Here is a 23,392-nt window from a genome sequence, read left to right as displayed (position 1 = left end):
CGACACGCGTCTACCGGTCGTCCAGGCAGCGGGTCTACCGTGCTGGCGTGAAGGACTCCCCGCCGGGGGTGACGACGTACTCGGACGCCGACATCGACGCGATCCTGACCGACCTCACCGCGCACGTGCCCGAGCAGCACCAGCTGCGCGCGTGGGCGAGCGAGTGCGGCATCCCCTGCAAGCGCGTGGTCGCGACGCCCGACCTCGCGTACGTCCGGCTCGCGGGCAAGGACGAGGCCGGCGGCTACGTCGTCCTGATGCTGCTCGACGGCATGTGGGAGCGGGTGTTCTAGCCCTCCTCGGGCTGCTCCTGCCCGCGTCCGGCGCGGTGCGCGATGCCCGGGATGTCCATCGAGCGGTCGACGACGCCTCGCGCCACCTCGTGCAGATTGAGGTTCTTCGTGCGGGCGTGCTCGCGCAGCACCCGGAACGCCTCCTCCATGTCGACGTCGATCGACGCGGCGAGGACCCCCTTCGCCTGCTCGATGAGCACTCGGCTGTCGAGCGCGCGCTGCAGCTGCTCGGCGATGATGCCGCGCTCGCGCAGCGCGCGCTCCTGCAGGATGCCGACCGTGGCGAGGTTCGCGAGCGCCTGGGCCACCGCGACGTCCGCGGGCGAGAGATCGCCCGTGCTCGTGCGGTACAGCCCCATGGCCCCGATGACCTCGGAGTGCACCCGCAGGGGCACCCCCAGCGATGAGTGGAAGCCCTCGGCGAGCGACGCCTCGCGGAAGTCCACCCAGTCGTCGCTCGTCGCCTCGACGTCGCTGACCGTGATCTGCTCGCCGGTGCGTGCGCACTCCACGCACGGGCCGGCATCGCCGTTGAGCTGCATCACCTCGACGAAGCTCGCGGCCTCGCTCGTCGAAGCGACGAGCTCGAGGTCGCCATGCCCGTTCTTGAGCAGCAGTCCGGCAGCCTGCGCATCGACGAGCTCGATGCACTCGTTCACCACGGTGTGCAGCAGCTGCACGACGTCGTAGTCAGAGGTCAGCGTCTCGGCGAGCGTCGCCAGCGCTCCGCTGAGGCGCTCCTCCCTCGTCACCTGGGTCATGGCGCACATCCCTTGCATCTGGAGATCATGGGGAGGATCACTCGGTCCCCCGTTCGTCGTGGAACGTCAAGCGCCGCGCCACCACGTCGCGCGCGACGGCATCGAGGGAGGCCCCCGAGGCGAAGGCGTGGGCGCGGAGCCGCGCGAACGCCTCGGTGGCCGACACGTCGAGCTGCACCACGAGGATCCCGGTCGCCTGGTGCACGACCCGCCGGAGCTCCGGCGCCGCGGCATGGACGCCGGGCTCCTCCTGGCTGGCCGAGACGGAGGCGAGCCGCATGGCGGCCGACGACGCGACGAGCGCGAGCGATCGGGCCGCAGCGACATCCGCGCCGCTCAGGTCGCCGGGCGCCGCTCGGTACAGGTCGACGACACCGACGATCGCAGCCCCCAGGTGCAGCGGGAAGGCGAAGAGGGCACGGGCCGACAGCTCGCTCGCCGCGGCCGCGAAGACGGGCCACGCCGAGGTGTCCGCGCGCACGTCCGGCACGAGCACGGCTCGCCCGCTCCGCAGCGCGCCCCAGTGCGGACCCTCGCCGAGCTCGAACTGCAGCTGCTCGAGCCGACCCGCGGTCGCATCGGTGGCTCCGAGCGTGGAGTGACTCGGCCCGGCCGCCACCGAGATCGACGCACCGGAGACCGGGAGCAGCTCGAGGAACGGAGCCAGCAGATCGGCGGCCGATTCGCGGAAGAGCGCACGGTCCTCGCCGGCCTCGGCCGACTCCGGGTCGAGGGTGCCGTCGGTCATGCGCCTCCCTCAGCCGCGGCCGACAGCGATCCCCTCCTGCAGTGGGGCGCGCAGCGCTCGGGAGCACGGCCATTCCTTGGCCAGAGCGTACCCCGCCCGCGCTGGAACGGCGATCAGTGCGCGTCATCGAAGGCATCCGCGGCTCGATCGTCGGGGCCGAAGAAGTCGCGCATCTCGCGACGGGTGCGGTAGAAGTCGCGCTGCTCCTCGAGCTGCGACTTGATGGCGAAGATCTCGATCGCCTGGCTCATCCCCGCGTGGTGGGCGAACACCAGCACCATGTGCTGCTGATCGTCGCCGCCGTAGGCGTCGATGCGATCGGCCAGATCCAGCAGGGCGTCCCGCGCCGGGCCGTCCGGCACGCTCGTCGCGGCGAGGAGCCGCAGCGTCAGGTCACGCTTGCTCTCTGCGCCCATCCCGGATCACGACCCCGGGATGCGCGCTGCGGCGCCGGTGCTCGCCGGCGGCCGGTGCCGGCGCGAGCGCCAGCCGCACCATCCTTGCCAGCGAGGACCCCATGCTCCGAATCTACGCGCTCTCGCGGCCGGCGCGGCGGCGGCTTCATCACGATGGTGCCCCTGGAGGGATTCGAACCCCCAACCAGCTCCTTAGGACGGAGATGCTCTTCCATTGAGCTACAGAGGCCAGGCCGGAACAGTCTACCGGCGGACAGCGAAGCGCCCGCCCCTCGGGAGGGACGGGCGCTCAGCGGATCAGCAGCGCTGCGGCTGCGAGGATCAGGTGACGTCGATGAAGACCGGGGCCGAGCCGCCGATGTTCACGCCGGCGACCACCGTGTTGTAGCCGGACCAGCCGCCGTGCACCGCACGGCCGCCACCGATGTAGATCGCGACGTGCGAGATGCCCTGGCCGCCGTTGGCGTAGTAGATCACGTCGCCGGGCGAGGCCTGCGACATCGGGATGGTCGGGCCGAGGTTGAAGAGGCCGTTCTTGCCCGTGTACGGCAGGCCGGCGGCGGCGATCGAGCGGCGGACGAGCTGCACGCAGTCCTGCGAGACGCCGACCTGGGCGAGCGCCGCGTTGGCGATGACGCTGCCTGAGGCACCGGCCGACGCGGCGGCGGGAGCCGCGGCTGCCGAGCTGGACGATGCCGCACCGCTGTTCGTGCGCGACTGCGCGGCGGGGGCCGCGGCCGCGGCGGCGGCCTGCTGGCGCTGCTGCTCGGCGGCGGCGGCCTGCTGGCGCTGCTGCTCGGCGGCGGCTGCCGCCTCGAGCTCGGCGCGGATGGCTGCCAGCTCGTCGGCGGTCGTGGCCTGCACCTCGAGGCGAGCGCTGTCCAGGCCGCTCTCGCCCGCGGTGACGACGCCGGAGACTGACTGCGCGTCCTGCGCGACGAGCGCCGACAGGGACTCCTGCGAACCGGTGTCCGAGCTCGCCGCGAAGGCGGGGAGGGCGAGCGGGGTGGCGAGGGCCGCGGCGACGGCGATGACGCCGACCCGACGGGCGTTGCGCACGATGGAGGCGCGGCCGAAGCGCTTCCGATTGGTCGGCTCGATGGCCGTCATCTCGGTCGAGGTCGTCACAGGCTGTTGCTCCAAAGCATTCGGGGTCGTGATGAGCCGCCGGGGCGGCACTTCGTCCTACGTTACCAAATCGTTATCGATTTGTCACCAGGCACACAGGTCAGCCGAAGCGGCGCACCTGCGGTGTTCCGAACGCCGCGACCATGGCCGCGTAGTTCGAGTACTTGACGGGCTTGCCGCTCGTCGCGGCGTGGATGATCTGGTTGCCGCCGGCGTAGATGGCGACGTGGCCGCTCCAGACGAGCAGGTCGCCAGCGGCGACGGCCGAGGCGGGCACCGGGGTGCCGTAGCCGGCCTGCGCGTTCGACGAGCGCGGCAGGTAGTAGCCGGCCTGGCCGAAGACCCAGGAGGTGAAGCCCGAGCAGTCGAAGCCGGTCGAGGGGCTCGCGCCGCCCCACACGTAGGGCACGCCGAGCTGCGACTGCGCGATGCCGACGATCGAGCCGTCGGAGGGCACGTTGACGGATGCGGGTGCTGCAGCGGCGGGCGCGGCGGCACCGGCGGCCGACGCGGCCGACGCGGTCGCGGTGACGGCGGCCGCGGCCTCGCGGGCGGCGGCGAGCTCGGCCTCGCGGGCCTCCTCTGCCGCGCGCGCCGCGGCGCGGATCTGCTCGAGCTCCTCGGCGGTGGTGCCGGCGAGGCCGTCGCGAGCGATGAGGTCGACCTGCGCATCCGCGGCGACCGTGACGACCTGCGAGTTCTCGGCGACGACGCTCGCGAGCTGCGCCTCGGTGAACTGCTCGCCCTGGGGCCCGAAGGCGGCGGCCGGCAGCGACAGCGCGCCGACGAGAGCGGCGGCGATGCAGACGACCCCGGCGCTCTTCACGCCCCGGCGCAGCGAGCCGCCAGCGGGTCGCTCGGCCATCGGTGAGACGGCGATGGCCGTCGAGTGCTGCAGCTTCATGTGTCGGTGTTCTCCCGGATGTCCCGGCGCCCCGCCATGCTGACGGGCCGCAGATCCTCGGGAAGACTAACCGACCGTTACCAATCTGTCACAATTCCTCACCACTACGCGGCGAGCCTCTGAGCGGCCTGGATGCCTCCTGGACGGCGCTCGGTCGGATGCTGGACGTCAGGCCGTCAGGTAGACGTGCTGCGCGAGCTCGAGCGGCAGGTCGATCGCCGCGCCGCCGACGACGCCGACGCGGATGCGGCGCCCCATGTCGGTCACGTGCACGCGGGCGCCCGGCACGACGCCGACGGCCTGCAGCTCCGCCAGCCCCTCGATGTCGTCCTGGATCGGCTCGCCGAGCCGGCGCACCACGTGCTCGCCGCGCGCCTCGGTCGCGGGCACGACCCCGGCGAGGAAGGCCTCGGCCGGCGGCAGCCCCAGCTCGGCGAGCCCCGGGATGGGCGTGCCGTACGGCGACTCGGTGGGATTGCCGAGGAGGGCGAGCAGCCGGCGCTCGACCTGCTCGCTCATCACGTGCTCCCAGCGGCAGGCCTCGTCGTGGACGAGGCTCCAGTCGAGCCCGATGACGTCGGCGAGCAGGCGCTCGGCGAGGCGGTGCTTGCGCAGCACCTGGGTCGCGAGCCGGCGGCCCTCGTCGGTGAGCTCGAGATGGCGGTCGGCGGCGACCACGACGAGGCCGTCGCGCTGCATCCGGTTGATGGTCTGCGACACCGTCGGCCCGGAGTGGTTCAGGCGCTCCGAGATGCGGGCGCGGAGGGGCGTGATGCCCTCCTCCTCGAGATCGAGGATGGTGCGGAGGTACATCTCAGTCGTGTCGACGAGATCTGTCACCCGCAGCTCCTGCTCTCCTGTGCTCCTGTGCTCGAGCCGGTGCGCGCGAGACGTCGCAACCGACTGGCCCCACCCTATTGGCCCCGCTCATAGGATCGTCTCCGTGAGCGACATCGTCATCCCCCGCGACCTCCTGCCCGCCGACGGCCGATTCGGGTGCGGCCCGTCGAAGGTCCGCCCCGAGCAGGTGGCGCGCCTGCAGTCGAGCCTCGACCTGCTCGGCACCAGCCACCGGCAGGCGCCCGTGAAGTCGCTCGTGCGCTCGGTGCGCGAGGGGCTCGCGCAGCTCTTCGCCGTGCCCGATGGCTATGAGGTGCTGCTCGGCAACGGCGGCTCGACGGCCTTCTGGGACGCGGCGGCCTTCGGCCTCATCGAGCGTCGCTCGCACCACCTCGCGTTCGGCGAGTTCGGCGCGAAGTTCGGCAAGGCAGCGGCCGCGCCCTGGCTCGAGGCGCCGAGCATCGCCTCGGCCGACCCCGGCTCCCGCCCCGAGCTCTCCGGGGTCGAGGGCGTCGACGTCGTGGCCTACCCGCACAACGAGACGTCGACCGGCGTCTTCCACCCGGTCGTGCGGGGCCAGGCGGATGCGCTGACGGTCGTCGACGCGACGAGCGCCGCGGGCGGGCTCGCGGTCGACGTCGCCGAGACCGACGTCTACTACTTCGCGCCGCAGAAGAACTTCGCCGCCGACGGCGGCCTGTGGCTCGCGGTCGTCTCCCCCGCCGCGATCGAGCGGATCGAGCGGATCGCCGCATCCGACCGATACATCCCCGAGTTCCTGTCGCTGCAGCAGGCGGTGACGAACTCGCGCCTCGACCAGACGCTGAACACCCCCGCGCTCGCGACCCTGCTGCTGCTCGACGAGCAGGTGCAGTGGATGCTCGGGCAGGGTGGGCTCGACGCCATGGCGGCGCGCACGGCCGAGTCGGCGGGGACGCTCTACGACTGGGCCGAGGGCCGCGCCGAGGCGACGCCGTTCGTCGCCGACCCCGCGCACCGCTCCAACGTGGTCGTGACGATCGACTTCGACGAGTCGGTCGACGCCGCCGCGCTCGCGAAGGCGCTGCGGGCCAACGGCGTCGTCGACACCGAGCCCTACCGCAAGCTCGGCCGCAACCAGCTGCGGGTCGCGACCTTCGCGGCGATCGACCCGTCCGACGTCGTGCAGCTCACGCGGAGCCTCGACTTCCTGCTCGACCGGGCGTAGCGGCGCGCACGGGCTGCCGCAGGATCGTCCTGCGGCGCTCCGGCGGCACCTCGACGAGCCGGGTCCTGCCGCCCTGCGCCCGGTCGCAGTCGAGGCTGCGGCGCAGGTCGACCTCCTCGGGCACCGAGGGTCAGGACGGCTGCCGGCCGTCCGCTCCGTCGTGGTCGTCCCAGCCGTCGTCGTCGGCGTCGGCAGCGGCGCCGACCTCGTCGTCATGGCCGAGCGCGGCATCCGCGTCGACGTCGACGTCGTCGAAGTCGTCGTCGAAGTCGTCCTCGAGGTCGGACTCGAGGTCGGACTCCAGCGCCTCGTCGTCCTCGTCGAGGTCGCCGTCGACGCCCGCGGCCTCCTTCGCCGCCAGGTAGTCGGCGAGCCGCTCCGACCAGGGCACCCAGGCGGGGGCGAGCAGCGACGAGTCGCCGGGCAGCAGCGCCACCTCGAGCACGGTCGGACCACCCTCGACGCCGCGGGACAGCAGCACCGTCCAGGTCCAGTCCGGGTAGCCGGGGAGCGCCGACGCGTGGCGGATCGCGAGGACCTGCGCCTGGCCGCCGTCCTCGAGCAGCGCGTCGAGCACATCGCCGACGGAGCCGCGGGGCGTCACCTCGTGGAGCGCTGCGGCGGCGAGCTCGAGCTCCTCGGGCGTGGGCGTCGTCGGCACGGGCGGTGCGGCTGCCGCGGCGGGCTCGGCGGGCGCATCCACCGCGCCGCTCTCGCCGGCAGCGGCGGCGGCGTTCGCATCGGCGACGTCGTCGAGCGGTGCGGCGTCGGCGGGCTGGGCGACGTCCTCGGTCGCCGCGTCGAGCTCGGCGGGCGCGCCGACGTCGACGGGATCAGGCGTCGAGGTCATCGGCGACCTTCCGCAGCATCTGCGCGACCGTCGATCCGTGGGCGGCGCCGGGGTAGCGGCCCCGGCGCAGGTCGTTGCCGATGGTGTCGAGCAGGCGCACGAGGTCCTCGACGATGATCGCCATGTCCTCGGTGTCGCGGCGCTGCGCGCGCACGGCGGTCGGGCCGCCCACCATCCGGAGCGAGAGCGCCTGCGGGCCGCGGCGTCCCTCGGCGATGCCGTACTCGACCTTGGCGCCGGGCTTGATCTGCACGTCGTCGGGCACCGCCGATGCGTGCAGGAACACCTCCACGCCGTCGTCCCCGGCGATGAAGCCGAACCCCTTCGCGTCGTCGAAGAACTTCACCCTGCCGGTCGGCATGGCACCCTCCAGCGCTGTGCATGGTGCGGCGCCCTGCCGCACGGACCCAGCGTAGTGTGCGGCATCCTGAGACCCCGACCCGCGATATCCTGGCCGGATGCCGAAGGCCAGCAAGAACCCGACGCAGCGACCGAAGCCGCGCGAGCGCTCCGCCGCTGCGGCGGAGCCCCGCACCGGGCGCGACGTCGCCGAGCGGATCCTCTCGGTCGCGGTCGTCGCGTTCGTCGCGCTGGCGGTGCTCGGCTTCGGCGCCACGATGGCGCACCTGGGCCTGCGCGACACGGTGCCGTTCTTCGCGTCCTCGCTGTGGCAGTTCTCCTACTGGCTGCCGCTCGTCGCCCTCCCGCTCGCGATCGTGTGCCTCGTCGCCCTGGTGGCCGTCAGCGCGGCCGGCAAGGCGCGCAGGCGCTGATGGACGTCGTCGAGCTCGCGGCACGCATCCAGGCGATGCCGGACGACGCGCTCGACCGGCTCGTCGTCGAGCGCCAGGCACCCCCGCAGCTCGGCTCGACCTTCGACCTCGCCGAGCACCTCCTGACGGATGCCTCGATCGGCCAGGCGCTCCGGTGGCGGTCGGCCGACGAGCTCGTCGCGCTCGCCGCCGGCGCCTCGACGCCGCGGCTCGACGCGCTGCTGCTCGGCGTCGACGGCGTCGCGATCCCGCAGGTGCGGGTCATCGCGGCGGCGGCCGAGGCCGTGCCGAGCGTGCCCGCCGAGGCTGCGGTCGAGAGCGCGATCGCCCCGCAGATGGCCATCGACGAGGCGATCAAGGTCTCGGAGCTCGTGCACCGCATCGCCGATGCGCCGATCACGCTCCGCAGCCGCGCCCAGCTGCCCGCCGCGACCGCCCGCGCGCTCGCCGCGGCGATCGACGCGGAGCCCGGCCAGCTCGAGGAGCGGCTCGAGCCGGCGGTGCTCGCCGGGCTCGTCGACCGCCACGACGGCCGGCTGCGCGCCACCGTCGACGCCGACGCCTGGCTCGCGGCCCCCGTGCCCGACCGCTGGTTCGCGCTGGCCAGCGCGTGGCTCGCGGCGACCCCCGATGCCGCCGCGGTCGCCGCGTGGTCGCGCGCGCAGTTCCCGCTCGCCGACGCGGCCGTGCTCGCCGAGCGCGAGCGGCAGCACCGCCAGGCCGAGCGGCTGGGCCTCGCGCACCGCGGCGCGCTCACGACGCTCGCCGCCGACCTGCAGCGCGACCTCGACGCAGCCCGGTCCGACGCCGCGCAGCCCGACGGCACGGGAGAGCCCGGCGGCACCGCCCGCGCGGCGCTCGCCGCGCACGTGCCGCCCGCCACCGCATCCGTCTACCTGCAGCCCGACCTCTCCGCCGTCGCGCCCGGACCGCTCGAGGCCGCGGTCGAGACGCGGCTGCGCCGCATCGCCGCGCTCGAGCGCGCGGGCATCGCCTCGCAGTGGCGCGTGACGGCGCAGAGCGTCGCGACCGGGCTCGCGGCGGGCGAGACGGCCGACGGGCTGCTCGCCTTCCTCGGCGACGTCTCGCTCACGGGCCTCCCCCAGCCGGTCGCCTACCTCGTGCGCGACACCGCCGCCCGCTTCGGCGCCCTGCGGGTTCGCGCGGTCGACCCGCTCGCCGAGGGCGGCGCCCGCGCGCAGGCGCGCAGCGACGACGAGCAGCTCATCCGCACGATCGCGGTCGACCGCGCGCTCGCGAGCGCCGGCCCGGTGCAGGCGGGCCCGCACCGCATCACCTTCCGCACGAGCGCCGAGGAGGCGCTGCAGGCGCTGCTCGAGGAGCGCTACCCCGCGGTGCTCGAGGACGACGCCGGCGAGCTCGTCGTGCGCGTGCCCGAGCGCGCCCCCCGCCGCGAGCGCGAGCGCAACCGGCTCGTCGCCCGCCTGCGCGACGCCGGCTTCGAGGTCGGCGAGCACGAGCGCGCGTGGCTCGAGCGGCAGCTGCAGGCGGCCGTGCGCGAGCGCATGCCCGTGCGGCTCACCGTCATCACCTCGGGCGACCCGGCCGACATCGAGCTCGTGCCGCTCGCCGTCGCGAACGGCCGGCTGCGCGCCCGCGACGCGGGGCGCGACGTGGAGCGCACGCTCCCGCTCAGCGCGATCACGAAGGTCGCGGGGCTCGGCGCCTCGCAGCACTGACCGCTCGCCACCCGCATCGGGTGGTCACGACACGCCGCCGGCGAGCCCCGGCGCACGGCGTGTCCTGACCACCCGGCGAGCGCGGCATGGGCAGGGCCGCTGCCCCGGCCGGCAGGGTTCTGCCGCAGGGACGCCGGGAGTAGGCTTGCAGGCTATGTCGCTCCCAGGTCCCCTCATCGTGCAGTCCGACCGCACCGTGCTGCTCGAGGTGGCGCATCCCGATGCCGCGACCGCTCGCCAGGCCCTCCAGGTCTTCGCCGAGCTCGAGCGCGCGCCCGAGCACATCCACACCTATCGGGTGACGCGGCTGGGCCTCTGGAACGCCCGCGCGGCGGGCCACACGGCCGACGAGATCATCGGCACGCTCGACCAGCACGCCAAGTTCCCGGTGCCCGCGGGCGTCGCGCAGGACATCCGCGAGACGATCGGCCGCTACGGCCGGCTCGTGATCGAGCGCGACGACGAGGGCCTCGTGCTGCGCAGCCAGGACCGGCCCGTGCTCGAGGAGGTGCGGCGCTCGAAGAAGATCGCGCCGCTGCTCGCCGGCCCCACGACCGACGGGATCCGCGTCGTCGACTGGGCGCGCGGCGAGCTGAAGCAGGAGCTCGTGAAGCTCGGCTGGCCGGCCGAGGACCTCGCCGGCTACACGCCCGGCACGCCGATGGAGATCGACCTCGTCGAGGACGGCTGGAGCATGCGGCCGTACCAGCAGGATGCGGTCGACCACTTCTCGAAGGCCGGCTCGGGCGTCGTCGTGCTCCCCTGCGGCGCCGGCAAGACGATCGTCGGCGCCGCGGCCATGGCCGCGACCGACACGACCACGCTCATCCTCGTGACGAACACGGTCTCGGCGCGGCAGTGGCGCAGCGAGCTGCTGGCGCGCACGAGCCTGCGGCCCGAGGACATCGGCGAGTACTCCGGGCACAGCAAGGAGATCAAGCCGGTCACGATCGCGACCTACCAGATCCTCACCGTCAAGCGCGCCGGTGAGTACGCGCACCTCGGCGTGCTCGACGCGCTCGACTGGGGCCTCATCGTCTACGACGAGGTGCACCTGCTGCCCGCACCGGTGTTCAAGCTCACCGCCGACCTGCAGGCGCGCCGCCGGCTCGGCCTCACCGCGACGCTCGTCCGCGAGGACGGCCGCGAGTCCGACGTCTTCAGCCTCATCGGCCCGAAGCGCTTCGACGCGCCGTGGAAGGAGATCGAGCGCCAGGGCTTCATCGCCCCCGCCGAGTGCTTCGAGGTGCGCATCACCCTCGACGAGGACGAGCGGCTCGAGTACGCGGCGTCCGGCGACCGGGACCGCTACCGCATCGCCGCGTCGAGCCCGCGGAAGATCCCGACGGTGCGGCGCATCCTCGAGGAGCACCCGGACGAGCCGACGCTCGTGATCGGCCAGTACCTCGACCAGCTCGACGAGCTGTCCGAGGCGCTCGACGCGCCGCTCATCACCGGCGAGACGCCGGTCTCGGAGCGCGAGGAGCTGTTCCAGGCGTTCCGCGACGGCATCGAGCGGGTGCTCGTGGTGTCGAAGGTCGCGAACTTCTCGGTCGACTTGCCGGACGCCTCCCTCGCCGTGCAGGTCTCGGGCTCGTTCGGCTCGCGGCAGGAGGAGGCGCAGCGACTCGGACGCCTGCTGCGGCCGAAGGGCGGCCGCACCGCGAGCTTCTACACGATCGTGGCGCGCGACACCGTCGACCAGGAGTTCGCCCTCGGCCGGCAGCGGTTCCTCGCCGAGCAGGGCTACGCCTACACGATCCTCGACGAGCACGAGCTGGGCCTCGCCGACCACGCCGCGGCCAACTGATGCGCTGGCGGCTGGCGTTCAGGAATCGCACAGGCAACGATCAGAGACTGAGCGCATGACTGAGCCCAGCGCCAAGATCCTCGTGGTGGACGACGAGCCCCACATCCGCGACCTGCTCTCCACGAGCCTTCGCTTCGCCGGCTTCGACGTGCGCGCCGTCGGCGCGGGCGCCGCGGCGATCTCGGCGGTGCTGGAGGACGAGCCCGACCTCATCCTGCTCGACGTCATGCTGCCCGACATCAGCGGCTTCGGCGTCACGAAGCGGCTCCGCGCATCCGGCTTCACGTCGCCCATCCTCTTCCTCACCGCCAAGGACGACACCGACGACAAGATCACCGGCCTCACCGTCGGCGGCGACGACTACGTCACGAAGCCCTTCTCGCTCGACGAGATCATCGCGCGCATCAAGGCGATCCTGCGCCGCACGATGGCCGAGACCGACGACGCCACGATCCACGTCGGCGAGCTCGCGATGAACCAGGACACGCACGAGGTCACCGTCAACGGCGAGGAGATCGAGCTCTCCCCCACCGAGTTCAAGCTGCTGCGCTACCTCATGCTCAACGCCAACCGCGTGCTGTCGAAGGCGCAGATCCTCGACCACGTGTGGGAGTACGACTTCAACGGCGACGTCGGCATCGTCGAGTCGTACATCTCCTACCTCCGGCGCAAGATCGACGACGGCGCCGCCGAGCCGATGATCGTCACGAAGCGCGGGTTCGGCTACATGCTGAAGTCGCCGAAGGCGTAGGTGCGGGGCGCGCTCGGTCGCCTGCTCGGCCGCACCACGCTGGCCGGGCGCATCAGCGCACTCATCGTCGTCGTCATGACGTTCGGGCTCGCGCTCGCGGGCATCGGCACGCTCAGCATCATCCGCGATGCGCAGGTGGCCGACGTCGACCGCGACCTCGAGCAGGCGATGCGCGCGTTCACGAGCGAGCCCATCACGCGCACCGACTCGCCCGAGCAGTGCGACCTGGCGCAGCGCATGCCCAACACGTACTACCTGGGCGTCGCGGATGCGTCGGGCACAGTGCTGTGCGACAACAAGCTGCCCGCGCCCGACAACCCCGACCTCTCCGGCCTGACGATCGGCACGGCGGCCGAGCAGGACACCGCCTTCACGCAGCGCTCGATCGACGGCGAGTCGAGCTGGCGCACGCTCGTCGCGCCCAGCACGGTCGAGGGCACCGGGGAGCTGCTGGTGTCGGTCGTCGCGGTCGACCTGGAGTCGCTCGAGTCGACGACCGCCACGTTCATGCTCGTCTTCGCCGGGTTCTCGCTGCTCGCGATCGTGCTCGGCGCCGCGCTCACGCGCATCCTCGCGGTCTCGACGCTGCGCGGCCTGCGGAAGGTCGCGGCGGAGGCACAGCGGTTCGCCGACGGCGACTACGACTCTCGCCTCACGGGTGAGAACCCGCGCACCGAGGTCGGGTCGCTGCAGCAGTCGCTCAACGCGATGCTCGACCGCATCGAGGTCGCGATCGAGCAGCGCGACGCGTCGGTCGCGCAGATGCGGCAGTTCGTGGGCGACGCGAGCCACGAGCTGCGCACCCCGCTCGTGTCGGTGCGCGGCTACGCCGAGCTGTACCGGATGGGCGCGATCTCGCGCCCCGAGGACGTCTCGAGCGCCATGGAGCGCATCGAGGGCGAGGCGAAGCGCATGGCCCGGCTCGTCGAGGACCTGCTGCAGCTCGCGCGGCTCGACGAGCGCCGGCCGCTCGACCTGCAGCCGCTCGACCTCGTGCCGCTCGTGAACGACGCCGCGAGCGACACCCGCGTCGGCGCGACCGACCGGCACGTGGCGGTGCTGCCGATCGCTGCCGACGAGATGGGACCCGTGGCTGGCGCCGTCGACGACGCGCCCTCGAGCGGCGTCTTCACGCCGCCGCCGCTCACGCCCCCCGCGATCGTGATGGGCGACGAGCACACGCTGCGGCAGGTGATCTCGAACCTCATCGGCAACGCCCTGCGCTACACGCCGGACGGCACGCCCATCGAGCTCGGCGTGGGCGTCTCGACCCGGCGCCGCGAAGCGGTCGTGCTCGTGATCGACCACGGCGAGGGCGTGCCGGAGGAGCTGCGCGAGCGCATCTTCCAGCGCTTCTTCCGCGCCGAGAGCTCGCGCGCCCGCGAGCTCGGCGGCTCCGGGCTCGGCCTCGCGATCGTCGCGGGCATCGTGCGCGCGCACCGCGGGCGCGTCGACGTCGTCGAGACGCCGGGCGGCGGTGCGACGTTCCGCATCGCCATCCCGCTCGCCGACGACTCGGCGGTCATGGCGCTCTCGCAGCGGCTCCGGCCCGAGGCCACCGCGACCGGCGATCCACAGGGCGTCCTCCGCGGCCGCGCCTGACCGGCGCATCCGCCTACCTTCTCCCTCGAGCGCGGACGCGCCGCGCGGGATCGAGGGGATCATGAGCAGGTACGGATCATGAGCAGGTACGGCGTCGACGCCGATGCGCTCCACGGCGCGCACGTCGGCGTGCGAGGCACCGGCTCGCGGGTGCAGTCGGAGGTCGCGGCCATGCTCGCACAGCTGCAGGCGCTGCAGGAGTCGTGGACGGGCCAGGCGTCCGTCGCCTTCCAGGCGCTCCTGCAGGAGTGGCGCGCGACCCAGCAGCGGGTGGACGAGTCGCTCGCGAACATCAACGAGGCGCTCGCAGCGGCGGGCCGCCAGTACGACGAGGTGGAGGCGGGCAACGCGCGTCTGTTCGGCGGCTAGGGCGCCCTGCCTCGCTGGTCGAGCGCCTCGCTGGTCGAGTAGCACGCGGCGGAGCCGCGCGCGTATCGAGACCACCCGGGTACGGCGAAGGGCCCCAGCACTGCTGCTGGGGCCCTTCGATCTGTCGGACTCCTGGGCCTCGATACGCGGCCGCCTTCGGCGGCTGCTACTCGACCTTCAGTCCTGCGGACTCAGAAGTCCATGCCACCCGTGGGGTCTGCCGGCATGGCCGACGCCTTCTCGGGCTTGTCGGCGACGACGACCTCGGTCGTGAGGAAGAGGCCGGCGATCGACGCGGCGTTGGCGAGCGCGGACCGCGTCACCTTGACCGGGTCGGAGATGCCCGCGGCGAGCATGTCGACGTACTCGCCCGTGGCGGCGTTGAGGCCGTGGCCCACCGGGAGGTTGCGGACCTTCTCGACCACGACGCCCGGCTCGAGGCCGGCGTTGAGAGCGATCTGCTTGAGCGGAGCGTCGACCGCGACGCGGACGATGTTCGCGCCCGTCGCCTCGTCGCCCGTGAGGTCGAGGCCGTCGAACGCGGTCTTCGCAGCCTGGATGAGCGCGACGCCACCACCGGCGACGATGCCCTCCTCGACAGCAGCCTTCGCGTTGCGGACGGCGTCCTCGATGCGGTGCTTGCGCTCCTTGAGCTCGACCTCGGTCGCGGCACCCGACTTGATGACGGCGACGCCACCGGCGAGCTTCGCGAGGCGCTCCTGGAGCTTCTCGCGGTCGTAATCGCTGTCGGTCGCCTCGATCTCCTGGCGGATCTGGCGCACGCGGCCGGCGATGGCGTCAGCCTCGCCCGCACCCTCGACGATCGTCGTCTCGTCCTTCGTGATGACGACCTTGCGCGCACGGCCGAGCATGTCGAGCGTCGTGTTCTCGAGCTTGAGGCCGACCTCCTCGGAGATGACCTGGCCGCCAGTGAGGATGCCCATGTCGGCGAGCATCGCCTTGCGGCGGTCGCCGAAGCCCGGAGCCTTGACGGCGACGGACTTGAAGATGCCGCGGATCTTGTTCACGACGAGCGTCGCGAGCGCCTCGCCCTCGACGTCCTCGGCGATGATGACGAGCTGCTTGCCCGCCTGGATCACCTTGTCGACGACCGGGAGCAGGTCCTTGATGTTCGAGATCTTCGAGTTGACGATCAGGATGTACGGGTCCTCGAAGACCGTCTCCTGGCGCTCGGGGTCCGTGACGAAGTACTGCGACAGGAAGCCCTTGTCGAAGCGCATGCCCTCGGTCAGCTCGAGCTCGGTGCCGAAGGTGTTCGACTCCTCGACGGTGACGACGCCCTCCTTGCCGACCTTGTCGATGGCCTCGGCGATCAGCGCGCCGATCTCCTCGTCCGCGGCCGAGATCGATGCCGTCGCGGCGATCTCCGCCTTGGTCTCGACCTCCTTGGCGTTCTTCAGCAGCTGCGCGGTGACAGCGGCCGTGGCCTTCTCGATGCCGCGCTTGAGCGTGATCGGGTCGGCGCCTGCGGCGACGTTGCGGAGGCCCTCGCGGACCAGCGCCTGCGCCAGCACGGTGGCCGTCGTCGTGCCGTCACCGGCGACGTCGTCGGTCTTCTTGGCGACCTCCTTGACCAGCTCGGCGCCGATCTTCTCGTAGGGGTCCTCGAGCTCGATCTCCTTGGCGATCGAGACACCGTCGTTCGTGATGGTGGGGGCGCCCCACTTCTTCTCGAGCACGACGTTGCGGCCACGCGGGCCGAGGGTCACCTTCACCGCGTCGGCGAGCGTGTTGAGTCCACGCTCCAGCCCGCGGCGGGCCTCCTCGTTGAATGCGATCATCTTTGCCATTGCAGTCTCGTCCCTCCTGGACGCTGTGGACGTTCAACTGGCACTCCAACAGGGCGAGTGCCAAGGCCCAAGTCTGGCACTCGGCACCTTCGAGTGCAAGCCAAGCACGCTCGGCCTCCGCGACCGGCCGTCGGGGCGGGGCCCGGCGGGGCTACGGCGCGATCGGCGTCGGCGCGTGGTCGACGTCGCCGTCCTCGCTCGGGGCGACGCTCGGCACCGTGCCGGGCGCATCCGTGCCGAGCACGATCGTGATCGGTGAGCCCGAGATGCGGCCGTCCGACTGCAGCGCCTGGCCGACCCCCAGCTGCTGCGCGAGTCCGCGCGCGATGGGCTCGAGCGCGGGGGCGTCGAACCAGACGACCGTGCGGTCGCCGACCTCGGTGGCGGATGCCGTCGCGACGACCGACCAGCCGGCGTCGGAGAGCGCCTGGCCCGCACCTGCGGCGACACCCTGCTCCCCCGTGCCGTCGAGCACCGTGATCGACGCGTCGATCGTCGGATCGATCTGCGAGGGGTCGGCGATCACGAGCGGCTGCTCGGTCGCGACCGGCTCGGGCACCGGCTCGATGCGCAGGCGGTCGAGCAGGAAGAGGCCGACCGCGGTGAGCACGACCGCCACCGCGAGCGCGGCGAGCAGGATCGCCCAGCGCGGCCAGCGGGTGTCGCCCGTGCTGCGGTGCGCGCCGACGCGGTGCGTGCGGCTCATGCGCCGTCGCGCAGTCGCAGCAGCCGGCGCACGAGCATCGGGTCGTGGTGGAGCGCCTGCGGCGTCTCGATCGCCGCGTCGAGCACCTGGTAGTAGCGCGTGGTCGACCAGCCGAACTCGGTCCGGATGGCCCGGGCCTTCGCGCCGCCGTGGCTCGACCAGCCCGCCTCGAAGTCGAGCACTGCGCGGATGCGCTCCTCCCGCGCCCGTGCGAGGTCGTCCGCCGCCGCACCCGGGTCGGTCGGCGCATCCGTCGCCTCGCCGATGCCGACGTGCTCGGGCCTGGCTGCCTCGGCGGCCGCGAACGCGAGGGCCGCCGCTTCGTCGGCAGTGCCCTTCGAGCGTTGGCGGGGCTCGGTCGACATGGAGTCGATCCTAGGCGTGGCGTCGCGTTCTGCCCGCCGCGAAACGCGCTCCGCCGCGGCGTAGCATCGAGGCATGACCGATCGAATCGAACGCTCCGACTCCGAGTGGCGCGAGACCCTCGCCCCCGACGCCTACCGCGTGCTGCGCCAGGCCGGCACGGAGCGCCCCTGGACCGGTGCGCTGCTCGACGAGCAGCGCCAGGGCGTCTACGCGTGCGGCGCGTGCGGCAACGAGCTCTTCGACGACCAGACGAAGTTCGACGCCGGCTGCGGCTGGCCGAGCTTCTACGAGGCCCGCGAGGACGCCGTCGAGCTCATCGAGGACCGCTCGCTCGGCATGGTGCGCACCGAGGTGCGCTGCGCCAAGTGCGGCAGCCACCTCGGCCACCTCTTCGACGACGCCCCGCAGACGCCGACCGGCGACCGGTTCTGCATGAACTCGCTCGCGATGACCTTCACGCCCGAGTCCTGACCGGGCGGCTGCCAGCTCGATCGGGCTGAGCGCGGACGCAGGCGGCCCGCGTCGCCGCCTGTGCGCTCAGACCGATCGAGCTGCCGCGCGCGCCGGGCGGCGGATGGCCGAGACGCCGACCGCCGCGATCGTGAGCGCCGCGCCGAGCAGCGACCAGGTCGTGACGGGGTGCCCGGCGGGGAAGACGACGTCGAGCAGCACCGACGTCACCACCTGGCCGCAGATGACGCCGAGGCCCATGGTGAGCACGCCCAGGTGGTGGACGGCGACCGACATGAGCGCGATGAAGACGATGCCGAGCACGCCGCCGACGTAGAGCCAGGGCTCCGTGGGCAGCGGTGCTCCGCGCACGCCCACGAGGGTCTGGACGAGCACGAAGAGCGCGAGCGCGATCGTGCCGACGACGAAGTTCGACACCGTCTGCGCGATCGCCGACTGCGCGTGCCGCTGCACGAGACCGCCCATCGCCTGCTGCAGCGACTGCAGCAGGCCGGCGAGGAACGGCAGCACGATGAGCCACGCGCCCTCGAGCTCGCCCGTGCCGACGAGGGCGAGGCCCACGGCGACGAGCGCGAGCACCCCACCGACGACGCGTGGCGGCGTGATGGCCTTCCTCGCCAGGCCGCCGAGGCCCATCCGGTCGACGGCGAGCCCGCTCATCGTCTGGCCGGCGACGACGCCGACCGTGTAGAGCGCGACGCCGAGCGTGCCGACGACGATGCCCTGGGTGGCGACGAGGAAGGCGCCGAGCAGACCCGTCGTCGCGTACCACCACGGCATCGAGCCGTCGCGGATCACGCCGATGAGGCGGCGCACGCCCGCTCGGGCGCCCGGCCACACGACGAGCAGGAGGGCGAGCACCGCGGTGCCGATGCCGAACGAGATGAGGGCGGCGAGCATGCCGTGCTCGAGGCGGGCGCCGAGCTCGCCGTTCACGCGGCTCTGCAGCGCGAGGCCGGTGCCGGCCCCGATCGATGCGAGCAGCCAGAGGAAGGCGGTCATGCGAGCTCCAGCGGGGTGAGGTCGGGGCGGGGATCGGTCGCGAGCCGCGCGAGCCGGATGACGTCGAAGCGCTCGTCGCGGCCGTGCTCGTCGACGTAGCGGAGCCGCTGCCGCTCGACGCCCTCTCGCACGAACCCCGCGCGCTCCGCCACTGCGACGGAGGCCGGGTTGTTGGCCCTCGCGCCGAGCTCGAGCCGGTGGAAGCCGTCGGCGAAGAGGCTGCGGGAGCGCGTGTCGAGCGCGCGGGCCGCGAGCCCGCGGCCGCGAGCGGCAGGGGCGAGCCAGTACGACATCCAGGCGGTGCCGTGGCGGAGGTCGCGATCGGCAGCCGAGATGCAGCCGACCGCGATGCCGTCGACGTCGATCGCGAGCGCGTCGTCGGCGATGTCGGCGAGGTAGGCGTGCGCCTCGTCGAGCGTGCGGATGGGCGGCGCCTGGCGGTGCAGATCCTCGGATGCCGCGAACGCGGCGAGCACGGCCGCCGCGTCGCGCTCGGGGTTCCAGGGACGCAGGCGGCTCACTGGGCAAGCCTAGAATGGCTGACGGTCCCGGGCGAACCGGGCCGCGCCTCCTTAGCTCAGTGGTAGAGCAACGCTCTTGTAAAGCGTAGGTCGTCAGTTCAATCCTGACAGGGGGCTCCGCTCGGCCGTCGGGGCGCTGCCTCTTCGCGGACGCGCGTGTTCCGGGCGACACGGACCGGGCTGCGCGCGCGGCATTGCGCGTCGTGCTGAGATGCAGCCATGGAGGACAGCACGGCTGATGCGTTCACGGTCGCTCACGCGCGCACGCTGGTCTTCGGCGACTTCCGCAGCAGCATCGATGCCGCCGTGATGGCGCTGCTCGACGGCGACGAAGCGCTCGAGGTCGCCGAGCTGGCCGGGGCGAGCCCTTCGCTGGGCTGGTCGGAGGCGCGAGCGCTCGTCCGGCGCGCGCATTCGGCGCTGGGCCTCGACTACCGGCCGATGTCCGACGAGGATGCGCAGGTGATCGCGCTCCGCGTCATGGTCATGGAGCACCGCAGCGGCGCGCGCACGTTGCGCGAGCTCACCTCGTGGGCACACGACGTGATCAGGCACGGTTCCAGCAGTCGTGCTGTCGAGCGGATGGTGCAGCTCGAGGACGACCTCGAGGTGTGGCAGCCGAGGCGCGATCGGGTCGAGGTGGACGCAGTGCTCGACGCGTTCCTCCGCGAGACGGCTGACGCGGTCTCGCGCTGGCGGCCAGCGGCGATCCGGCCATGAGCCGTCCCTCGACGGCACCCGCGGCGGTCACCCGCGACGCGCTCGTTCAGGCCCTAGCGACGGCGGCGAGCTCCTCCCGCGTCCGCTCGGCGAGCGCGCGGCTGAGCTCCTGCTCGGCGCGCGCCTGCGGATGGAGCCGATCGTCGTCGAGGAGGCCCTCCGTCACCTCGATCGCGGCGTCGACCTGCGCGCGCAGGAAGTCGAGGTCGGCGGCGGTCGCCTCGATGTCGAGGCTGGCCGATCGCGGCGGCCAGCCGACCGGTCCCTCGTCGTGCTGCGCATGCGCCTCGCCGGCCGCCCAGCCGCGCTCGCGCAGCGCTCGCGCATGCGCCACCATCGCGTCGTCGCCGTCCGACTGGAGCGCGACCGCGATGGCGTTGTCGAGCGCGGCGTCGATGATCAGCCAGGAGCCGACGGAGATCTGCATGCTGGAGGCTAGCAAGCGGCAGGCGCGCGGTCGGGACTAGGAGCGCGGCGCCTGCGCCGCGACGAACGCCGCCAGGGCGGCCGGATCGCTCACGTCGCCCGCGAAGGTGACGCCGTCGACGAGGATCGTCGGCACGCCGCGCAGCGGCTCGACGCCCTGCAGCGGCTCCTCGATCGCGCGCACCGTCGCCTGCCGCACCCACCACGCGAACGGCGCCGACGCGATGCAGTCGCCGACCTCCGCGCCCTGCTCGGCGGCGAGCGCCGTCACCTCGGCGGCATCGAAGCGCGTCGTCTGCAGGTGCTCGAGCAGCGCGCTCTGGAAGGGCCGGTAGGCGTCGGGGGCGCTGTCGGCGACGCACGCGAGCGCGTTCGCGCCGAGCGTCGACGCGTAGCCGTTGGCGATCTCGTCGCCGAGCGACACCGGCAGGTAGGCGACGCGCGCCTCCCCGTCGTCCGCGAGCCGCTCGAGCTCCTCGCCGCTCGCCGTGAGCGCCCGTGCGCAGTACTCGCAGTGCGGGTCGACGACGACGAGGATGTCGTGGATGCCGGACGGCGGCTCGACGGCCGCGGGCTGGCCCTCGGCGGGCACCGGTTCGGCCTCGACGACGCCGTCGGCATCGAAGGCGATGGCGTCGGCCATGTTCGCCGGGCCGTCGGCGGGTGCGAGCCGCACGATCTGGCCGCCGAGCGCCTGCTGGATGGTCTCGAGCGCCGGGTCGCGGATGACCCAGCGATCGGCGACGAGCACGGTCTGCTCCTGCAGCTGCCGCTCGGTCGCGATCGCCTGCGCCTCGTCGGCGTCGGCGGCGAGCACGAGCTCGGTGTCGGTGCCGCACGCGGCGACCACCGGATCCGTCTCGGTCGCGCGGTACTGCTCGACGAGGTCGCTGCACTCGCCGCCAGCCTCGAGGTAGGCGGCACCCAGCTCGCCGATCGTGGTGATCGGGGCGGGCGGGGTGGCGGCGCACCCGGCCAGCAGGGCGATCGCGGCGATCGCGAGCCCTGCCGGCCAGGCGCGCCGGCGCATCAGCCCTCGCTCGGCGCGGGCGTCTCCGACGGCGCGGGCGTCTCCGTGGCCTCCGGCGTCTCGGACTCACCGGTCAGCTGGCCGGCGGTGGCCGTGACGAACGCCTGGAAGCCGGCGGCGTCGCCGGGAGCGCCCTCGTACTTCTGGCCGTTGACGAGCACCGTCGGGGTGCGGTCGGCGACGACGCCGTCGGTGCCGGGCAGCGGCTGCGAACCGGCACGGATCGTCGCGTCCTCGGCCCAGCTCATGAAGCGGCCCTCGCGGATGCAGTCGGCGACGCCGGTCGACGGGTCGATGCCCGCGCCCTCGGCGATGCCGACGATCTCGTCGTTCGTGAGGCCGGCGGTCTGCTCGGCCGGCTGGTTGTCGTACATCGCGGAGTTGAAGGCCCAGAACTGGTCGGGGGCGAACTCGGCGACGCAGGCGGCCGCGGACGCGGAGCGCGTGGAGAACTTCGTGCCGAGCGAGAGCCGGTCGAGGATCGCGATCGGGTGCACCTCGACGGTCGCGGCGCCGGTGTTCAGCAGCTGCTCGAGCGTGGCGCGGTTGGCCTCGTCGAAGGCGCCGCACACGGGGCACATGTAGTCCTGGTAGATCTCGATCTGGATGATGTCCTGGCGCGGCTCGGTGGGCGTCGGCTCACCCTCGGCGGGCGTCGCGGGGGTGCGCTCGGCGACGAGGTCCTGCCCGACGATGATGCCGTTGCTCGCCATGTTCTGGGGGCCGGGGCCGGCGGGACGGATGCTGTTCACGATCACGACCGCGACGATCGCGACGATCGCGACGGCCGCGAGGATGATGCCGCCGATCGTCAGGCCGCGGCGCATCCGCTCGCGGCGACGCCGCTGCTCCTGCATCGCGCGTGCCTGCTCGCGCGCCTGCGCTCGGCGCTCGTTCTTCGTCAGCTTGTCGCTCATGCGTTCCTGTCCTGCTCGACCGGGATCCGGTGGCGCGCTGAGAGCACACGCCAGTTCCTAGGGTACCGGGCACTTCCCGTGCCAGGATGTCCCCGCGGGCAGTGCTGCCCGTACCGACCACTACGGATCGTCCGGCACGTACCTGCCGGTGGAAGGAAGACGACCATGGCGTCTGTGACGTTCGACAAGGCAACCCGTCTCTACCCGGGGAGCACGAAGCCCGCGGTCGACTCGATCGACCTGGAGATCGCCGACGGCGAGTTCCTCGTCCTCGTCGGCCCCTCCGGCTGCGGCAAGTCCACCACCCTGCGCATGCTCGCGGGCCTCGAAGAGGTCAACGACGGCAAGATCATGATCGGCGACCGCGACGTCACCGACATGCCGCCGAAGGACCGCGACATCGCGATGGTGTTCCAGAACTACGCGCTCTACCCCCACATGACGGTGGCCGAGAACATGGGCTTCGCGCTCAAGATCGCCGGCATCGCCAAGGAGGAGCGCGCGAAGCGCGTCGAGGAGGCCGCGAAGCTGCTCGACCTCGAGCCCTACCTCGGCCGCAAGCCGAAGGCGCTCTCGGGCGGTCAGCGCCAGCGCGTCGCGATGGGCCGCGCGATCGTGCGCCAGCCGCAGGTGTTCCTCATGGACGAGCCGCTCTCCAACCTCGACGCCAAGCTGCGCGTGCAGACGCGCACGCAGATCGCGTCGCTGCAGCGCCGCCTCGGCGTCACCACGGTCTACGTCACGCACGACCAGACCGAGGCCCTCACGATGGGCGACCGCATCGCGGTGCTCAAGGACGGCATCCTGCAGCAGGTCGGCACCCCCCGCGACCTGTACGCGAACCCGGCCAACGTCTTCGTCGCCGGCTTCATCGGCAGCCCCGCCATGAACCTCATGCAGCTGCAGACGAGCGACCAGGGCGTGCACTTCGGCCAGCACCTCACCCCGATCCCCCGCGAGCAGCTCGCGTCGGCGAAGGGCGGCCTCGTGGTCGGCGTCCGGCCCGAGGACATCTCGGTCGCCGAGCAGGGCGACGGCCTGCCCGTGCTCGTCGACCTCGTCGAGGAGCTCGGCGCCGACGGCTACCTCTACGGCCACGCGGACGTCGAGGGCAAGCGCGTCGACATCGTCGCGCGCGTCGACGGCCGCACGCACGCGTCGCTCGGCGACACGGTCTACATCACGCCGGACCCGTCGCACCTGCACCTGTTCGACAACGAGTCGGGCCTGCGCCTCTGAGGCGACGCAGCAGCAGCATCCGGAGGGCCCC

At 72.8% G+C, this 23,392-nt stretch carries 27 protein-coding genes and 2 tRNA genes; 12 read left to right on the top strand and 17 right to left on the bottom strand.

All coding sequences use genetic code 11. From position 1 onward, the window contains the following. Positions 1-47: 47 nt before the first annotated feature. A complete protein-coding gene (locus tag EDD26_RS07980; RefSeq protein WP_123697226.1) occupies positions 48-293 on the top strand; it encodes a hypothetical protein in 246 nt (81 codons plus the stop codon). On the opposite strand, the gene EDD26_RS07975 is transcribed toward EDD26_RS07980, so the two are convergent. The 7 genes from EDD26_RS07975 to EDD26_RS07945 form a co-directional block, all read right to left on the bottom strand. Continuing rightward, a complete protein-coding gene (locus EDD26_RS07975; RefSeq protein WP_123697225.1) occupies positions 290-1,054 on the bottom strand; it encodes a GAF and ANTAR domain-containing protein in 765 nt (254 codons plus the stop codon). The two genes, EDD26_RS07980 and EDD26_RS07975, sit on opposite strands and share 4 nt — an antisense overlap. Before the next feature lie 37 nt (positions 1,055-1,091). Further along, positions 1,092-1,802, bottom strand: a complete 711-nt coding sequence (locus EDD26_RS07970; RefSeq protein WP_123697224.1) for a GAF and ANTAR domain-containing protein — start codon at positions 1,800-1,802, stop codon at positions 1,092-1,094. A gap of 113 nt (positions 1,803-1,915) precedes the next feature. Further along, a complete protein-coding gene (locus tag EDD26_RS07965; protein ID WP_123697223.1) occupies positions 1,916-2,218 on the bottom strand; it encodes a hypothetical protein in 303 nt (100 codons plus the stop codon). A 154-nt stretch (positions 2,219-2,372) separates the two neighbouring features. Continuing rightward, positions 2,373-2,447 (bottom strand) — tRNA-Arg (locus EDD26_RS07960). Between the two features lie 92 nt (positions 2,448-2,539). Beyond that, positions 2,540-3,346 (bottom strand): NlpC/P60 family protein, encoded by an 807-nt coding sequence (locus tag EDD26_RS07955; protein WP_123697222.1) that lies wholly within the window; start codon positions 3,344-3,346, stop codon positions 2,540-2,542. 100 nt (positions 3,347-3,446) lie between these two features. Next, on the bottom strand, positions 3,447-4,250 hold the full coding sequence (locus EDD26_RS07950; protein WP_123697221.1) for a C40 family peptidase: 804 nt from the start codon (positions 4,248-4,250) through the stop codon (positions 3,447-3,449). A gap of 168 nt (positions 4,251-4,418) precedes the next feature. Continuing rightward, positions 4,419-5,090 carry an iron-dependent transcriptional repressor DtxR gene (locus tag EDD26_RS07945; RefSeq protein ID WP_123697220.1) on the bottom strand — a complete coding sequence of 224 codons (672 nt, stop codon included), beginning with the start codon at positions 5,088-5,090 and terminating at the stop codon, positions 4,419-4,421. A 103-nt stretch (positions 5,091-5,193) separates the two neighbouring features. Here EDD26_RS07945 and serC point away from each other — a divergent pair, with 103 nt between their 5' ends. Then, positions 5,194-6,297 carry a phosphoserine transaminase gene (serC, locus tag EDD26_RS07940; protein ID WP_123697219.1) on the top strand — a complete coding sequence of 368 codons (1,104 nt, stop codon included), beginning with the start codon at positions 5,194-5,196 and terminating at the stop codon, positions 6,295-6,297. Between the two features lie 130 nt (positions 6,298-6,427). Here serC and EDD26_RS07935 read toward each other — a convergent pair whose 3' ends face one another. Further along, positions 6,428-7,147: a DUF3027 domain-containing protein gene (locus EDD26_RS07935; protein ID WP_123697218.1), complete on the bottom strand. Its 720-nt coding sequence runs from the start codon at positions 7,145-7,147 to the stop codon at positions 6,428-6,430. Beyond that, on the bottom strand, positions 7,131-7,508 hold the full coding sequence (locus EDD26_RS07930) for a cold-shock protein (protein ID WP_123697217.1): 378 nt from the start codon (positions 7,506-7,508) through the stop codon (positions 7,131-7,133). Before EDD26_RS07930 ends, EDD26_RS07935 begins: the two co-directional genes overlap by 17 nt. A gap of 97 nt (positions 7,509-7,605) precedes the next feature. Between EDD26_RS07930 and EDD26_RS07925 the strand changes: the two genes are divergently transcribed. The 6 genes from EDD26_RS07925 to EDD26_RS07900 all read left to right on the top strand — a co-directional run bounded on the left by EDD26_RS07925 (position 7,606) and on the right by EDD26_RS07900 (position 14,152). Next, entirely contained in the window at positions 7,606-7,920 is a 315-nt protein-coding gene (locus tag EDD26_RS07925) for a hypothetical protein (RefSeq protein WP_123697216.1), read from the top strand. Further along, the gene (locus tag EDD26_RS07920; RefSeq protein WP_123697215.1) at positions 7,920-9,620 is read left to right on the top strand and encodes a helicase-associated domain-containing protein; all 1,701 of its coding nucleotides are present in this window, start codon (positions 7,920-7,922) and stop codon (positions 9,618-9,620) included. Before EDD26_RS07925 ends, EDD26_RS07920 begins: the two co-directional genes overlap by 1 nt. A 154-nt stretch (positions 9,621-9,774) precedes the next feature. Further along, positions 9,775-11,430, top strand: a complete 1,656-nt coding sequence (locus EDD26_RS07915) for a DNA repair helicase XPB (RefSeq protein ID WP_123697214.1) — start codon at positions 9,775-9,777, stop codon at positions 11,428-11,430. A 55-nt stretch (positions 11,431-11,485) separates the two neighbouring features. Beyond that, on the top strand, positions 11,486-12,181 hold the full coding sequence (locus EDD26_RS07910; protein WP_123697213.1) for a response regulator transcription factor: 696 nt from the start codon (positions 11,486-11,488) through the stop codon (positions 12,179-12,181). Further along, positions 12,182-13,783, top strand: coding sequence for a sensor histidine kinase (locus tag EDD26_RS07905; RefSeq protein WP_123697212.1), 1,602 nt, complete (start codon positions 12,182-12,184; stop codon positions 13,781-13,783). 78 nt (positions 13,784-13,861) lie between these two features. After that, entirely contained in the window at positions 13,862-14,152 is a 291-nt protein-coding gene (locus tag EDD26_RS07900; RefSeq protein WP_123697211.1) for a WXG100 family type VII secretion target, read from the top strand. A gap of 191 nt (positions 14,153-14,343) precedes the next feature. Here the strand turns inward: EDD26_RS07900 and groL are convergent, their stop codons facing one another. From groL to EDD26_RS07885, 3 genes are all read right to left on the bottom strand, one after another. Continuing rightward, complete coding sequence (gene groL / locus EDD26_RS07895; protein WP_123697210.1) at positions 14,344-15,963, bottom strand: chaperonin GroEL; 1,620 nt, start codon at positions 15,961-15,963, stop codon at positions 14,344-14,346. A gap of 151 nt (positions 15,964-16,114) precedes the next feature. Then, on the bottom strand, positions 16,115-16,669 hold the full coding sequence (locus EDD26_RS07890) for a LytR C-terminal domain-containing protein (protein ID WP_123697209.1): 555 nt from the start codon (positions 16,667-16,669) through the stop codon (positions 16,115-16,117). Continuing rightward, the gene (locus EDD26_RS07885; RefSeq protein ID WP_123697208.1) at positions 16,666-17,034 is read right to left on the bottom strand and encodes a DUF3263 domain-containing protein; all 369 of its coding nucleotides are present in this window, start codon (positions 17,032-17,034) and stop codon (positions 16,666-16,668) included. The genes EDD26_RS07890 and EDD26_RS07885 overlap by 4 nt, the downstream gene beginning before the upstream one ends. A 73-nt stretch (positions 17,035-17,107) precedes the next feature. Here EDD26_RS07885 and msrB point away from each other — a divergent pair, with 73 nt between their 5' ends. Beyond that, a complete protein-coding gene (gene msrB / locus EDD26_RS07880) occupies positions 17,108-17,506 on the top strand; it encodes a peptide-methionine (R)-S-oxide reductase MsrB (protein WP_123697207.1) in 399 nt (132 codons plus the stop codon). Between the two features lie 66 nt (positions 17,507-17,572). On the opposite strand, the gene EDD26_RS07875 is transcribed toward msrB, so the two are convergent. Both EDD26_RS07875 and EDD26_RS07870 read right to left on the bottom strand, forming a co-directional pair. Further along, positions 17,573-18,508: a DMT family transporter gene (locus EDD26_RS07875; RefSeq protein ID WP_123697206.1), complete on the bottom strand. Its 936-nt coding sequence runs from the start codon at positions 18,506-18,508 to the stop codon at positions 17,573-17,575. Next, entirely contained in the window at positions 18,505-19,029 is a 525-nt protein-coding gene (locus EDD26_RS07870) for a GNAT family N-acetyltransferase (RefSeq protein ID WP_123697205.1), read from the bottom strand. Before EDD26_RS07870 ends, EDD26_RS07875 begins: the two co-directional genes overlap by 4 nt. Positions 19,030-19,074: 45 nt before the next feature. On the opposite strand from EDD26_RS07870, the gene EDD26_RS07865 reads away from it, so the two are divergent. Further along, positions 19,075-19,146 (top strand) — tRNA-Thr (locus EDD26_RS07865). 102 nt (positions 19,147-19,248) lie between these two features. Further along, positions 19,249-19,749 carry a hypothetical protein gene (locus EDD26_RS07860; protein WP_123697204.1) on the top strand — a complete coding sequence of 167 codons (501 nt, stop codon included), beginning with the start codon at positions 19,249-19,251 and terminating at the stop codon, positions 19,747-19,749. A 46-nt stretch (positions 19,750-19,795) separates the two neighbouring features. Here EDD26_RS07860 and EDD26_RS07855 read toward each other — a convergent pair whose 3' ends face one another. From EDD26_RS07855 to EDD26_RS07845, 3 genes are read right to left on the bottom strand one after another with little or no spacing between them, the layout of a single operon-like run. Continuing rightward, positions 19,796-20,176: a hypothetical protein gene (locus EDD26_RS07855; RefSeq protein WP_123697203.1), complete on the bottom strand. Its 381-nt coding sequence runs from the start codon at positions 20,174-20,176 to the stop codon at positions 19,796-19,798. A gap of 36 nt (positions 20,177-20,212) precedes the next feature. After that, positions 20,213-21,205, bottom strand: coding sequence for a DsbA family protein (locus tag EDD26_RS07850; protein WP_123697202.1), 993 nt, complete (start codon positions 21,203-21,205; stop codon positions 20,213-20,215). After that, the gene (locus EDD26_RS07845) at positions 21,205-22,122 is read right to left on the bottom strand and encodes a DsbA family protein (protein ID WP_123697201.1); all 918 of its coding nucleotides are present in this window, start codon (positions 22,120-22,122) and stop codon (positions 21,205-21,207) included. The genes EDD26_RS07850 and EDD26_RS07845 overlap by 1 nt, the downstream gene beginning before the upstream one ends. 165 nt (positions 22,123-22,287) lie before the next feature. Between EDD26_RS07845 and EDD26_RS07840 the strand changes: the two genes are divergently transcribed. After that, positions 22,288-23,361 carry an ABC transporter ATP-binding protein gene (locus EDD26_RS07840; RefSeq protein WP_123697200.1) on the top strand — a complete coding sequence of 358 codons (1,074 nt, stop codon included), beginning with the start codon at positions 22,288-22,290 and terminating at the stop codon, positions 23,359-23,361. Positions 23,362-23,392 lie beyond the last annotated feature (31 nt).

The organism is Agrococcus jenensis, assembly GCF_003752465.1.
Taxonomy (GTDB): Bacteria; Actinomycetota; Actinomycetes; order Actinomycetales; family Microbacteriaceae; genus Agrococcus; species Agrococcus jenensis.
This window is presented reverse-complemented; position numbering and strand designations above follow the sequence as displayed.

Excerpts from the sequence above, each read along its gene's own strand:
- EDD26_RS07975 (WP_123697225.1), bottom strand. The coding sequence starts at position 1,054 with ATGACCCAGGTGACGAGGGAGGAGCGCCTCAGCGGAGCGCTGGCGACG.
- EDD26_RS07970 (WP_123697224.1), bottom strand. The coding sequence starts at position 1,802 with ATGACCGACGGCACCCTCGACCCGGAGTCGGCCGAGGCCGGCGAGGAC.
- EDD26_RS07965 (WP_123697223.1), bottom strand. The coding sequence starts at position 2,218 with ATGGGCGCAGAGAGCAAGCGTGACCTGACGCTGCGGCTCCTCGCCGCG.
- EDD26_RS07950 (WP_123697221.1), bottom strand. The coding sequence starts at position 4,250 with ATGAAGCTGCAGCACTCGACGGCCATCGCCGTCTCACCGATGGCCGAG.
- EDD26_RS07935 (WP_123697218.1), bottom strand. The coding sequence starts at position 7,147 with ATGACCTCGACGCCTGATCCCGTCGACGTCGGCGCGCCCGCCGAGCTC.
- EDD26_RS07930 (WP_123697217.1), bottom strand. The coding sequence starts at position 7,508 with ATGCCGACCGGCAGGGTGAAGTTCTTCGACGACGCGAAGGGGTTCGGC.
- EDD26_RS07925 (WP_123697216.1), top strand. The coding sequence starts at position 7,606 with ATGCCGAAGGCCAGCAAGAACCCGACGCAGCGACCGAAGCCGCGCGAG.
- EDD26_RS07920 (WP_123697215.1), top strand. The coding sequence starts at position 7,920 with ATGGACGTCGTCGAGCTCGCGGCACGCATCCAGGCGATGCCGGACGAC.
- EDD26_RS07915 (WP_123697214.1), top strand. The coding sequence starts at position 9,775 with ATGTCGCTCCCAGGTCCCCTCATCGTGCAGTCCGACCGCACCGTGCTG.
- EDD26_RS07910 (WP_123697213.1), top strand. The coding sequence starts at position 11,486 with ATGACTGAGCCCAGCGCCAAGATCCTCGTGGTGGACGACGAGCCCCAC.
- EDD26_RS07900 (WP_123697211.1), top strand. The coding sequence starts at position 13,862 with ATGAGCAGGTACGGCGTCGACGCCGATGCGCTCCACGGCGCGCACGTC.
- groL (WP_123697210.1), bottom strand. The coding sequence starts at position 15,963 with ATGGCAAAGATGATCGCATTCAACGAGGAGGCCCGCCGCGGGCTGGAG.
- EDD26_RS07890 (WP_123697209.1), bottom strand. The coding sequence starts at position 16,669 with ATGAGCCGCACGCACCGCGTCGGCGCGCACCGCAGCACGGGCGACACC.
- EDD26_RS07885 (WP_123697208.1), bottom strand. The coding sequence starts at position 17,034 with ATGTCGACCGAGCCCCGCCAACGCTCGAAGGGCACTGCCGACGAAGCG.
- msrB (WP_123697207.1), top strand. The coding sequence starts at position 17,108 with ATGACCGATCGAATCGAACGCTCCGACTCCGAGTGGCGCGAGACCCTC.
- EDD26_RS07875 (WP_123697206.1), bottom strand. The coding sequence starts at position 18,508 with ATGACCGCCTTCCTCTGGCTGCTCGCATCGATCGGGGCCGGCACCGGC.
- EDD26_RS07860 (WP_123697204.1), top strand. The coding sequence starts at position 19,249 with ATGGAGGACAGCACGGCTGATGCGTTCACGGTCGCTCACGCGCGCACG.
- EDD26_RS07855 (WP_123697203.1), bottom strand. The coding sequence starts at position 20,176 with ATGCAGATCTCCGTCGGCTCCTGGCTGATCATCGACGCCGCGCTCGAC.
- EDD26_RS07850 (WP_123697202.1), bottom strand. The coding sequence starts at position 21,205 with ATGCGCCGGCGCGCCTGGCCGGCAGGGCTCGCGATCGCCGCGATCGCC.
- EDD26_RS07845 (WP_123697201.1), bottom strand. The coding sequence starts at position 22,122 with ATGAGCGACAAGCTGACGAAGAACGAGCGCCGAGCGCAGGCGCGCGAG.
- EDD26_RS07840 (WP_123697200.1), top strand. The coding sequence starts at position 22,288 with ATGGCGTCTGTGACGTTCGACAAGGCAACCCGTCTCTACCCGGGGAGC.